Raw genomic sequence first — 12445 nt, forward strand, 5'->3', positions numbered from 1 at the left:
CGGCCCGCACACCGACGTGCAGCCGATGGCGATGAGGCCGTATTGCAGTCCGAGGACTGCGATGCGGCCTTTTATTGCGTATCAAGCCTAGGCGGCAGCGGCCGGCCGGGCATGCGGGCTCGCACTATCCCTATTCGCTCGCCCGTGGATCCCGGCCGGCCGCCAGCAAGAAACAGAGAGAGAAGCAGAAAAAGAGAGAAGAGCGACCCCAACCGTGGAGAGGAGTTTTTCATTATGATGGACCGTAAAAGTTTTCTGAAGAGCGGGCACGGCCCCTCGCTGCTGAGCGCGTTCCTGTATTTCGATCTGAGCTTCATGGTATGGTCCCTGCTCGGCCCGCTGGCCGTGGTCATCATGGCCGATTACCCGATGGATGCCGCGCAGAAAGCCAATTTGGTCGCCCTGCCCGTCCTGGGCGGCTCCGTGCTGCGGCTCGTGCTCGGCTATCTGACGGACGTCATCGGTCCGAAGCGCACCGGACAGATCGGGCTGATCCTGACGATGGTGCCCCTCATCTGGGGCTGGAAATTCGTCGACTCGCTAAGCGAGCTGTACGTCGTCGCGCTGATGCTCGGCATCGCGGGCGCTTCCTTCGCCGCCGCCCTGCCGCTCGCCAGCCGCTGGTATCCGCCGAAATACCAAGGCCTCGCCATGGGCATCGCGGGAGCCGGCAACAGCGGCACCGTGTTCTCGACGCTGTTCGCGAACCGGATCGCCCAGCACTTCGGCACCTGGCATGTCGTATTCGGCTTGGCACTCATCCCGATCGCGCTCGTATTCGTCGCCTTCACCATCCTCGCGAAGGACAGCCCGAACCAACCCGCGCCGCGCAAGCTCTCCGATTACGGCTCCGTGCTGAAGCAGCGCGACACGTGGATGTTCTGCATCTTCTACGGCGTCACGTTCGGCGGCTTCGTCGGCATGTCCAACTACCTCACCATCTTCTTCAATACCCAATACGGCCTTAGCCCCGTACGGGCGGCCGACTTCACCACCCTTTGCGTCATCGCCGGCAGCTTCTTCCGTCCCGTGGGCGGCTGGCTGGCCGACCGGATCGGCGGCATCCGCATGCTGATGCTGCTGTACGGCGTCGTCGCGGTCATGATGGCGTGCATCTCGTCGCTCCCCGCGCTGCCGGTCATGCTCGTCCTCCTGTTCGTCGGCATGATGGCGCTCGGCATGGGCAACGGCTCCGTATTCCAGCTCGTCCCGCTCCGCTTCCGGAACGAGATCGGCATCGTAACGGGCATCGTCGGCGCCGCGGGCGGACTCGGCGGTTACTTCCTGCCGAAGGTTCTCGGCAACCTGAAACAGTCGACCGGCTCGTACATGCCCGGCTTCCTGATCATCAGCGGCGTGGCGGCGGTCTGCGTCGCGCTGATCTTCCTGATCCAAGGCTCGTGGAAACGGTCCTGGATCGGCAGCGGCGGCAAGGCCCGCGTCGACGCTCCCGTGCAGGGAACTATCGCTTCATAAGCGTTATAAGCGGCTCCCGGCCATACGGTTCAGATCGCCCGGACGGTCGACTCGTCCCCGATACAACCGTCAAAAGCCCCTTGATCCGGAAAGCGATCCGCTTCCGGCAGGGGGCTTTTTTGCTTGGTTTGGTTGATTTGGTTTGGTTGCCTTGGAGACCGGTAAGGTCGGTCTGCCTGCCGGAAGCCGTCATTCCTTCCCGCGCAAACGCAAATATTGTTCATAGAGCTCCGGCGTGTTCAGGTTGACGAATGCTTCTTCTTCATCCGGGGCCGCGGCAAGCTCGATCGAACGCAGCGCGCCGACTAGCGGCATGACGCGCAGATCGTTCTGCCGCAAGCGCCGCTCCAGCTCACCGAGCGCGCTCGTATGGTAGAGCGCATGGAAGGGCTGGCCCGCCGTGCGGATTAGCTGCGGCAAAAGCGCCGAATCACGGGAGGCAGGCGCGGATTCGCCGCCATCTCCATCATGGCCGCCGCCATTATCCGCCCGTCCCTTGTTCTCGCCGAATCTCCCCGCCTCCCCGGCCGCCTGAAGCATCCGCGCGTACAACGACGCCGAGATCGCCGGCATATCGCAGGCCATCGCGAACGCGTAGCCGGGCTCCGGCATCGCGCCGAGCGCGGCATGAAGGCCCGCAAGCGGACCGCTGCCGGGGAAGCGGTCGACCGCAAACGCGACGTCGCCCGGCAGCTCCCGAAGCAGCGCGCGATACTCCGCCCCTCGCCCGTCCGTGCCGCAAGCGACGATGACGCGCGTCATCCCCAGCGCCAGCATCCGCTCCGCCAAGCGCAGCAGGAGCGGCTTGCCGCGCACCGGCAGCAGCGCTTTGTTACGCCCCATGCGCGTGCTATGTCCGCCGGCCAGAATGATACCGGACCGTCCGGCAGCCACCGTCCGTTCCTCTTCCATCCGTTTGCCCTCCTTCCGTCCGCTTCGCCCGTCCAAGCTATTTCTTCCAGTATAGAGGGCGGTAGAAGGATTGTGAAGGAAGGCTGCACGGCCGGGCGCCTTTTGACCGACCCTCAGACATTAGCCTTCGGATGTGCGGCGATTTAAAGGAAAAAGGCCGTCCCGGCAAGGGACGGCCTCCGTAAAATCAAGCCTTCGGATCGAACGAGCTCTTAAGCGAGACGACGCGGTTGAACACGACGCGTTCCGGGCTTGTATGCTTCGGATCGACGTTGAAGTAGCCGTGGCGGAAGAACTGGAATTTGTCCTGTCCCTTCGCTTCCTTCATGTTCGGCTCGACGAAGCCTTGCAGCGTCGTCAGCGATTCCGGGTTGATGCGGTCGAGGAACTCCTTGTCGGAATCGCCTTCCTCGTCCAGCAGCAGCGGCTCGAACAGGCGGAATTCGGCCGGAACGGCCTGCGAAGCGTCCACCCAGTGGATCGTGCCCTTGACTTTGCGGCCGGTGAAGCCGGAACCGCTCTTCGTCTCGGGATCGTAGGTGCAGCGCAGCTCGACGACATTGCCGTTCGCGTCCTTGACGACCTCTTCGCATTTGATGAAGTACGCGTTCTTCAAGCGCACCTCGTTGCCCGGGAACAGGCGGAAATACTTGCTCGGCGGGTTCTCCATGAAGTCGTCCTGCTCGATGTAGATCTCGCGCGAGAACGGGATTTGGCGGATGCCCATCGCTTCGTTCTCGGCATTGTTTTCGGCATCCAGCAGCTCCGATTGCCCTTCCGGGTAATTGGTGATGACGACCTTCAGCGGCTGCAGCACGGCCATCGTCCGCGGCGCCTTCAGCTTCAGGTCCTCGCGGATGAAGAATTCCAGCATGCGCTCGTCCACCACGCTGTACGCGCGGGACACGCCGATCTCGCGGCAGAAGGCGCGGAGCGATTCGGGCGTGAAGCCTTTGCGGCGCAGGCCGCTGATCGTCGGCATGCGCGGATCGTCCCAGCTCTCGACTACACCCTTATCGACCAGCATTTTCAGGTATCGCTTGCTCATGATCGTATTCGTCACGTTCAGACGGGCAAACTCGTATTGATGCGGTTTGTCCGCCATCTCGCATTCTTCGATGACCCAATCGTAGAGCGGCCGGTGGTCTTCGAATTCCAGCGTGCAGATGGAATGCGTCACGCCTTCGATGGCGTCGCCGATCGGGTGCGCGTAGTCGTACATCGGATAGATGCACCATGCATTTCCGGTCCGGTGATGATGGGCATGGGCGATGCGGTACAGGGCCGGGTCGCGCAGGTTGATGTTCGGCGAAGCCATGTCGATCTTGGCGCGAAGCACGCGCTCGCCGTCCTTGAATTCGCCGGCGCGCATGCGGGCGAACAGGTCCAGGTTCTCCTCGATCCCGCGGTCGCGGTGAGGGCTGTTCTGGCCGGGCTGCGTCAGGGTGCCGCGCATTTCGCGCATTTGCTCGGCGGACAGGTCGTCGACGTAAGCCTTGCCTTTCTTGATGAGCAGCACGGCGCGCTGATACATTTCTTCGAAATAATCGGAGGCGAAACGCAGATCGTCCCACTCGAACCCGAGCCAACGGACATCCTCCTGGATCGCTTCCACGTATTCGGTATCTTCTTTGACGGGATTCGTGTCGTCGAAGCGCAAATTGGTTTTGCCCTTGAACTCGTCGGCCAGCTCGAAATTAAGCGTGATCGACTTCGCGTGGCCGATGTGCAGGTAGCCGTTCGGCTCCGGCGGAAAGCGGGTGACGATCTCGGCGACCTTGCCCGACTGCAGGTCGTCGCTCACGATGTTCTTGATAAAGTTAGAGGATGATGCCTTATTCTCCATAACGACCAACCTTTCTCGACTCTAGCGGAATGCTCGTTCGAAGCGCTGGCTTCGAACGGAAACCGATCCGCTTTTATCCTACTATTGTACACAATTTCGGACGCCTTTATAAATAGCAATCTTGCGCCCGCTAGAATAAATCGCCGTCTTGACATCCGCCGCTCGCAATATATACTTAGGTTAGCTAATCAAATTAAACGCATAAAGGAGCAAGACGCCCATGCACGACGACCACAATCACCCCCCTCCGGCCGCGCACGAGCTCATTCGCTCGCTGCGGCAGCTGCGGCAGCTGCCATGGAACAGCCGCAGCCCCATCGAGAACTGCACGCCCGCCGAGACGATGACCCTATTCAGCATCCGCAGGGCGACGGCCGAGAATCCCGCCGGCGTCAAAGCCTCGGAGCTCAGCGGCATGCTGAACGTCGCGTCCCCGACCGTCACCCAGAGCGTCAACATGCTCGTCGCCAAAGGGCTGCTCCGGCGGAACGCGGATCCCAGCGACCGCCGGGCCTCCCTCATTACGCTTACGGACGAAGGCGAGCGGCTCACCGGGCAGGCGCATGCGGCGATGCAGGAGCGCATGTCCGCGCTCGTCGCGCATCTCGGCGGAGACCGGGCGCATCAGCTGGTCAAACTGCTGGACGAAGTGAACGCGTTTTACCAAACCCTGGACGGGAATTCCGAATCCGGAGGCGTCCCCGGCTGCGGGCCGGGGGCAAATCCCTCTACTACGACCAAAGAAGGTGAATAAGTCGTCATGATTAAATTGTTGGGTATGTTGAAGCCCTACCAGATGCTCGTTTCATTCGTCCTGTTGTTCGTGCTGCTGCAATCCTTATCGGATCTGTACCTCCCTACCCTGCTTGCGGACATCGTCGACAAAGGCGTCGTCGCGGGCGACAATCCTTACATCTGGCGCATCGGCGGCTTGATGCTGCTCATCGCGCTCGCCGGCGGGATCTGCTCCATCGGCGCCAGCTTCCTCTCCGCCAAATCGGCCGGCGGCTTCGGTCGCGACCTGCGCAGCCGCGTGTTCGCGCATGTCGAGAAATACTCGCTGCACGAATTCGACCAAATCGGCACCGCCTCGCTTATTACGCGTACGACCAACGACATCACGCAGGTCCAGCAGGTGCTCATGATGATGATGCGGGTCATGGTCATGGCCCCGATGATGTGCTTCGGCGGCATCGTCATGGCGCTCTACAAGGACGCTCATCTCTCGCTCGTCATCATCGCGATCGTGCCGGTGCTCGCGCTGATCATCTTCCTCATCGTGAGCCGCGGCGTGCCGCTGTTCAAGGTCATGCAGGTCAAGATCGACAAGCTGAACCTCGTGCTCCGCGAGAACCTGACCGGCATCCGCGTCATTCGCTCCTTCAACCGCACGAAGCATGAACAGGGCCGCTTCAACGACGCCAATCTCGATTTGACGGACACGGCGATCAAGGTCAACCGCATCATGGCTTCGCTGATGCCGATCATGATGCTCGTGCTGAACTTCGCCAGCTTGTTCATCGTCTGGTACGGCGGGCTGCGCATCGACGGCGGCAACATGGAGGTCGGCGACCTGATGGCCTTCATCCAATACGCGTGGCAGATCATGTTCGCGCTGATCTTCGCGTCCATGATGTTCGTCATGATCCCGCGCGCCTCGGCGTCCGCTACCCGGATCAACGACGTGCTGAACACGGTGCCGGACATCTACGACCCTGCGCGCACGTCCGCCGGGCGCGCGTCCGCGAAGGCCGAGCTGGCCTTCAACGACGTCTCCTTCCATTACCCGGGCGCCGAGATGCCCGCGCTTTCCGGGATTTCGTTCACGGCGGGCGCCGGCGAAGTCACGGCCATCATCGGCGGCACGGGCTCCGGCAAATCGACGCTGATCAACCTGATTCCGCGCTTCTACGACGTCTCGGGCGGAAGCATTACGATCGGCGGCGCGGACATACGGGAGATGACGCAAGAAGAGCTGCGCGCCCGTATCGGACTCGTGCCGCAGAAGGCCGTGCTCTTCACGGGCACGATCGCGGAGAATATCCGCTTCGGCAAATCGGACGCGACGGACGAGGAGGTTCGCCATGCGGCCGTCGTGGCGCAGGCGTACGATTTCGTCTCCGAGATGAAGGACGGCTTCGATTCCCCGATCGCGCAGGGCGGCACGAACGTGTCCGGCGGCCAGAAGCAGCGGCTATCCATCGCCCGGGCGCTCGTTCGCAGGCCGTCGATCTATCTGTTCGACGACAGCTTCTCGGCGCTCGACTTCAAGACCGACGCCAAGCTCCGCGCCGCGCTTCGTTCCGAGACGACGGAAGCGACCGTGCTCATCGTCGCGCAGCGGGTCAGTACCGTCATGGACGCCGACCGCATCATCGTGCTCGATGACGGCCGGATATCCGCGATCGGCACGCACCGCGAGCTGCTGCAATCGTCCACCGTCTACCGCGAAATCGTGACGTCACAGCTGTCAGAGGAGGAGATCGCATGAGCGAACAACAGAAAGCTCCCGCAGGCGGCGGTCCGGGCGGTCCGGGCCAGCGTCCGGGCGGTCCCGCGCCGGGCAATTTCGGCTTCGGCCCCGGACGCGGCGGCCCCGGCGCCATGGGCATGCCGGTGCAGAAAGCGAAGGATTTCAAAGGCACGCTCCGCCGCTTGACCGGCTACCTGCGCCCGCACCGCTTCGCGCTCCTGATCGTGGTGCTGACGGCCGTGCTCAGCACGGTGTTCTCGATCCTCGGGCCGAAAATCATGGGCAAGGCGACGACGGAGCTGTTCAACGGCATCGTCGGGAAGGTGCAGGGAACGCCGGGCGCGGCCATCGATTTCGGCTACATCTGGCAAATTCTCGCCGTGCTCGGCGTGCTCTACATCATCAGCGCCTTGTTCAGCTACATTCAGCAATACGTAATGGCGAGCGTGGCGCAAAAGACCGTCTACGACCTGCGCAAGGACGTGAACGAGAAGCTGGAGCGGCTGCCGCTCAAGTTCTTCGATTCCCGCACGCACGGGGAAATCCTGAGCCGCGCCGTCAACGACGTCGACAACATCAGCGGCACGCTGCAGCAAAGCTTGACGCAGTTCATCACGTCGTTCGTCACACTCATCGGCGTCATCGTCATGATGCTGACGATCAGCCCGCTCATGACGCTCATCACGGTCGTGACGCTGCCGCTCAGCTTCGTCGCGATCAAGATGATCGCGAAGCGTTCGCAGCTGTATTTCAAAGGCCAACAGAAGGCGCTCGGCGAGCTGAACGGCCACGTCGAGGAAATGTACACCGGCCATAACATCGTCAAAGCGTTCGGCCACGAGAAAAAATCCGTCGCCAAGTTCAACGAAGCGAACGAGCGGCTGTACGAATCCGGCTGGCGCGCGCAGTTCGTCTCCGGGATGATCATGCCGATCATGGGCTTCATCGGCAATATCGGCTACGTGCTCGTCAGCGTCGCCGGCGGCCTGCTCGTGCTGCACAAATCGATTACGATCGGCGACGTGCAGGCGTTCATCTCCTACTCCCGCCAATTCGCGATGCCGATCACGCAGACGGCGCAAATCGCCAACATCATTCAGTCGACGATCGCCTCCGCGGAGCGGATCTTCGAATTGCTGGACGAGGAAGAGGAAGTGCCGGAAGCGGCGAATCCGACCGCGCTTGCCGCCCCCGGGAAGGAACCCGTGCCGGGCAAAATCGCAAAGATACGCGGCAACGTGAGCTTCAATCACGTGAAGTTCCGCTACAAGGACGACGCGCCGCTCATCGAGGACATGGACATTCACGTGCAGTCCGGCCAGATGATCGCCATCGTCGGACCGACGGGCGCCGGCAAAACGACGCTCATCAACCTGCTCATGCGCTTCTATGAACTCAGCGGAGGCAGCATCACGATCGACGGCGCGGCGCTGACGGACCTGAAGCGCCGCGACCTGCGCAGCCTGTTCGGCATGGTGCTGCAGGATACGTGGCTGTTCAACGGCACGATCCGCGACAACATCGCCTACGGCCGGGACGGCGCGACGGAGGACGAGGTCGTGGCCGCCGCCCGCGCGGCCTACGCGGACCATTTCATCCGCACGCTGCCGGACGGCTACGATACGATCCTGAACGAGGAAGCGTCCAACATCTCGCAGGGACAGAAGCAGCTGCTGACCATCGCCCGCGCCATCCTGGCGGATCCGGCGATCCTGATCCTCGACGAGGCGACGAGCAGCGTCGACACGCGGACCGAGATCCATATCCAGCGCGCCATGAGCGAGCTGATGGAAGGCCGCACGAGCTTCGTCATCGCGCACCGGCTGTCCACCATTCGCGACGCGGACCTGATCCTCGTCATGAACCACGGCACCGTCATCGAGCAGGGCACGCACGAAGGCCTGCTCGCCGCGGGCGGCTTTTACGCCGACCTGTACGAAAGCCAGTTCAGCACGCAGAAGCGGACGCAGGACGTGAGCTAGCCTTCCGGCCGCGGAGGCGCCAAGGATTGTCGTTGGCAGAGTGCCTTCGGCGACCCGCATTTGTTCAATGTCCGGCGCGGCATGCGCGCCGGGCAGCGAAAGCGCGCGGTAACCGTCTGCCTAATGCAAAGGTGCTCCTACATCCGCATAAAGTCGAAAAAGCCCTCCGGAATCGGAGGGCTTTTTGATTTTATAAGCGTTTCGCGCAAGGACGATTTCTCCCGGCTCGCAAAGCGTCGTCATGAGACTTAACGTTCGGAGCGGCCGCGCCTAGAACTGGCTCGGCGACCGCCCGGTGAACTTCTTGAACACCTTGGAGAAATACTTGCTGTCCGAGAAGCCCAGCTGCCGGGACAGGTCGGACAGCTTGATGTCCTTGTTGCGCCCGAGCATCTCCACCGCCCGGTCGATCCGGAGCTTGCCGACGAAATGGTTGAACGGCATGCCGGTCTCGCGCTTGATCAGCTGGCCCAAGTAAATCACGTTGTAATGATAGAGCTTCGCCACTTCCTCCAGCGTGATCGGCTGGTCGAAGTGTTGCTCGATATGCGCGATGATGGCCTCGGTCTTCCCGCCGTCGCTTTCCTGCCACGCATGCGATTGCCGCAGCAGCCCGAGAAACGATGCCTTGCCGGGCAAAGCGAGCGCGGGCAGCGCCGCGGCCGCCAACTCCTCGCGGAGCCCCCGGAACATCGGCACGTATTCGGCATAGATCCCGATCGCCGCTTTCACGAAGCCGTCGAGCCCGCTGCAGGACGGCTCGCCGGCGAGGTACCGGTCCAGCCAATCGGCCAGCAGCCGGTACGCCCCGACGTAGTCGTTCATCGACAGATGCATGCGCAGGGTATGCTGATCGGCCGCAGGGAACTCGTCCTTCCCCCCGTCGTACCGGAAAGCCGCGCCGTACAGCCCTTCGTACAGCGCCGCCACCGTCTCCAGGAATGCGCCGGCCGCCCGCTCCCGCCCCGCGAAGGGCTTGCCCGCGGCATGCAGGTCAGGCAAGCCGTCCTGCTCGAGCAGCTCTCCCATGCGGCGGAGAACCGCCGCCATCCTGTCGCGCGAACCCGGGGGCGCCAGCACGGCCAGCAGCGCCGCCGCCGGCCGGAAGACGCGGACGGCCGCCCCCGCGGCCTGCGTCAACGACTGCCCGTAGGCCAGCAGCCGGTCGATGTCCGCGTCGCGGAATTTGTAATCCGCCCCCATGGGCTGGTGAAACAGCAACCATTGCGCGCAATCCGCTTCGCCGAGCAATCGCGGCACGTCCGCCCCTCCGTCCGCGGCGCGTCCGGCGTCCCGCAGGCAGGCAAGCAGCGCCATGTTGATCCGGCGCAGGCGCTCCCGTTCTTCCAGCGCCTGAACGGATCGGCTGATCTGCGACATCTCCTCCCGTTCCCGGACGAGCCGCGACGCCTTGCGCAGCGCATCCCCGAGCTCCCCGTCCTGAACCGGCTTCTTCAGGTACGCCACGACGTCGAAATCGATCGCCTTCTTCATGTATTGAAAATCGCCGTAGCCGGAGATGATGATGACCTGCACGGGCACGCCCCTCATCCGGAGCTGCTCGATCAGCGACAGCCCGTCGGTCACCGGCATCCGGATATCGGTCAGGATAATATCCGGCGCCTCCTGCAGCGCAAGCGCGAGCAGCTCGCTGCCGTCCAGGCAGATGCCCGCCAGCTCCAGCTCCAGCGCCTCCCAGGGAATCCGGCTGGCCAAGGCTTTGCAGATAATCGGATTGTCGTCCGCGATCATGACTTTAAGCAAGGTCCAGGCTCCTCTCTCTTCGGTTGTCCTGCAGGGTCAGCGTCACCGTCGTTCCCGCCCCGGGCGAGGAATGGATCGAGAGCGGCGTCAACCGGTCGCCGTAATACAGCCGGTACCGCTCGCTGACATGGCGCAGTCCGATCCGCACGCCGGAGCCGGCATGGCTTCTCGGCTTGGTCAATCCCTCCCGCAGCCGGGCCAGCTGCTCCGGCGATAGGCCGCGGCCGTTGTCCGCGATGCCGATCACGACGCGCCCGCCTTCGAGCACGGACGAGATCACGATGCGCGCCTGCCCGCCGCCCCGTTCGGCGAACCCGTGCTTGAAGCAATTCTCCACGATCGGCTGCAGCGTCATCTTGGGGATGAGCTGGCCGTGCGTCCTCGGATCGATTTCGTAGCGCACCTCCGTGTCCCGGTAGTAGAAGCTGTTCTCGGCGATATACAGATAGTCCTTGAGCTGGCCGAGCTCCCGCTCCAGCGTCACGAGATCGTTCTCCTGGAGGCTGTAGGTAAACAGCGCGCCGAGCTTCTGGCACATGACGCTGGCCGAAGGGGAGCCGTCGACGATCGCCTGGCTCGAGATCGTTTCCAGCGCGTTGTACAGAAAGTGCGGGTTGATGGTTTGCTGCAGCGCCTCCAGCTCGGCTTGCGTTTTGAGCAGGTTCGTTTCATAATTTTTCTGGATCAGCTCCTTCATGCCCGAGACGAGAAGGTTGAACGACGTATACAAATCGTGCAGCTCCGCGATTCGGCCCCGGTATTCCGCCGTTACCTCGAAATTGCCCTTCACCACCTGCTTCATGTCCTTCATCAACAAATAGATCGGGTTCGCGAAACGCTTCGTCGAGAACGAGAGGATCACGAACACCGCGAGCAGGTAGAGCGCCATAATGACGAGGCAGACGGTCACGATGCGGCTGATCTGCGCGATGAACAGCGGCTTGACCACGAAGCTCGTCACGGTAATGCCCGTGTAGTCCGAGCTCCGGCTGATCACGGATTTGCCCTGCGGCGTCGAAGCCTCCTTCGCGCTCATGTTGGAGAAGATGACCCTGCCGGCGGGATCCTTGATCGTCATCGGAATGGAGGGCGACGTCTCGTCGATCATGTCGTTCAACCGGGCGTAGGCGATGTCGATGACGATAAAGGCGAGCGGACTGCCCGACTGCATGTCCGCCATCGGCTTGATCACGGAAACTGCGTTGTCGGCGGACACGTAGTAATCGCGCTTGTTGTCGAACAGAATATGCGAATGGCCCATATCGGCCGTCACCGTATCGTACCATGCGGCGTTACGGGGCAAGAACCCGCCGTTCACGACCTCCGGCGTGGAAGAGACGCTCAGCGGCCCGTCTTTCCCGAGGACGATGAATTCCAGCCCCGTCTGGAACAGCGTCATGTTCAGAAGCGCCTCCGAGGCGTCGCGGAACGCGGAGCTCGACTTGGCATCGTCATAATGAGGCAGCTTGTAATAGAGCGTAAGCGGGATGATGAAATTACTGTCGGTCGCGAACGTGAACTCGGTCGTCTCCACGGAATGGAAGAAGGAATCGAGCTTGTTGTTCATCAGCGTCATGACCTCGGTGTTGTATTTCTCCGCCTCGTGGTTGGAATAATTGGAGAGCATGATCAGCATCGGAACCGTGACGGCGAGCGTGGAGCACAGGATATAGAGCAGCGTCCGATTGTACAGGTGTCTGAACAAAGGCTGTTTTCTTCGCGGCGCGGACATGACGGACGCGGGCACCACCTTCCGTTGGAATAGCGCTTACAAGAACTAAGATTTTTACACCCGACATCTAAGATGCGTCGGTTTAAGAACGCGTTTCCAGCCATTATGATTAGGATCAAGCCGGTTTGAAAACCCTTACAACCGTAGGGGCGCCAAAAACAGTACCATCGTAATACAAGCAGCACGCTTTATCAAGCGCATGGCGGGCGGCCGTTCTGCAGGCGGCGGTCCTCATGGGAATATTAGAAGCTGGAGGGGTT

8 protein-coding genes are annotated in these 12445 nt (G+C 62.0%); 4 read left to right on the top strand and 4 right to left on the bottom strand.

The window, feature by feature from the left end:
* The first annotated feature begins 237 nt into the window (after positions 1-237).
* On the top strand, positions 238-1476 hold the full coding sequence (locus AC50YL_RS32700; RefSeq protein ID WP_494837634.1) for a nitrate/nitrite transporter: 1239 nt from the start codon (positions 238-240) through the stop codon (positions 1474-1476).
* A 189-nt stretch (positions 1477-1665) separates the two neighbouring features.
* On the opposite strand, the gene AC50YL_RS32705 is transcribed toward AC50YL_RS32700, so the two are convergent.
* A complete protein-coding gene (locus AC50YL_RS32705; RefSeq protein ID WP_494837574.1) occupies positions 1666-2388 on the bottom strand; it encodes a molybdenum cofactor guanylyltransferase in 723 nt (240 codons plus the stop codon).
* 187 nt (positions 2389-2575) lie between these two features.
* Positions 2576-4234, bottom strand: a complete 1659-nt coding sequence (locus AC50YL_RS32710; protein WP_494837575.1) for a glutamine--tRNA ligase/YqeY domain fusion protein — start codon at positions 4232-4234, stop codon at positions 2576-2578.
* 220 nt (positions 4235-4454) lie between these two features.
* Here AC50YL_RS32710 and AC50YL_RS32715 point away from each other — a divergent pair, with 220 nt between their 5' ends.
* From AC50YL_RS32715 to AC50YL_RS32725, 3 genes are read left to right on the top strand one after another with little or no spacing between them, the layout of a single operon-like run.
* The gene (locus AC50YL_RS32715; protein WP_494837576.1) at positions 4455-4988 is read left to right on the top strand and encodes a MarR family winged helix-turn-helix transcriptional regulator; all 534 of its coding nucleotides are present in this window, start codon (positions 4455-4457) and stop codon (positions 4986-4988) included.
* A gap of 6 nt (positions 4989-4994) precedes the next feature.
* Positions 4995-6725 carry an ABC transporter ATP-binding protein gene (locus tag AC50YL_RS32720; protein WP_494837577.1) on the top strand — a complete coding sequence of 577 codons (1731 nt, stop codon included), beginning with the start codon at positions 4995-4997 and terminating at the stop codon, positions 6723-6725.
* Positions 6722-8689, top strand: a complete 1968-nt coding sequence (locus tag AC50YL_RS32725; RefSeq protein ID WP_494837578.1) for an ABC transporter ATP-binding protein — start codon at positions 6722-6724, stop codon at positions 8687-8689. Before AC50YL_RS32720 ends, AC50YL_RS32725 begins: the two co-directional genes overlap by 4 nt.
* Before the next feature lie 270 nt (positions 8690-8959).
* Here AC50YL_RS32725 and AC50YL_RS32730 read toward each other — a convergent pair whose 3' ends face one another.
* Positions 8960-10453, bottom strand: a complete 1494-nt coding sequence (locus tag AC50YL_RS32730; RefSeq protein WP_494837579.1) for a response regulator transcription factor — start codon at positions 10451-10453, stop codon at positions 8960-8962.
* On the bottom strand, positions 10446-12158 hold the full coding sequence (locus AC50YL_RS32735; protein ID WP_494837580.1) for a cache domain-containing sensor histidine kinase: 1713 nt from the start codon (positions 12156-12158) through the stop codon (positions 10446-10448). Before AC50YL_RS32735 ends, AC50YL_RS32730 begins: the two co-directional genes overlap by 8 nt.
* Between the last annotated feature and the right edge of the window lie 287 nt (positions 12159-12445).

Source organism: Paenibacillus sp. J22P277 (assembly GCF_059383675.1).

Bases quoted from the DNA above. Each gene is read 5' to 3' on its own strand.
- AC50YL_RS32710 (WP_494837575.1), bottom strand. From the start codon at position 4,234: ATGGAGAATAAGGCATCATCCTCTAACTTTATCAAGAACATCGTGAGC.
- AC50YL_RS32700 (WP_494837634.1), top strand. From the start codon at position 238: ATGGACCGTAAAAGTTTTCTGAAGAGCGGGCACGGCCCCTCGCTGCTG.
- AC50YL_RS32705 (WP_494837574.1), bottom strand. From the start codon at position 2,388: ATGGAAGAGGAACGGACGGTGGCTGCCGGACGGTCCGGTATCATTCTG.
- AC50YL_RS32715 (WP_494837576.1), top strand. From the start codon at position 4,455: ATGCACGACGACCACAATCACCCCCCTCCGGCCGCGCACGAGCTCATT.
- AC50YL_RS32725 (WP_494837578.1), top strand. From the start codon at position 6,722: ATGAGCGAACAACAGAAAGCTCCCGCAGGCGGCGGTCCGGGCGGTCCG.
- AC50YL_RS32720 (WP_494837577.1), top strand. From the start codon at position 4,995: ATGATTAAATTGTTGGGTATGTTGAAGCCCTACCAGATGCTCGTTTCA.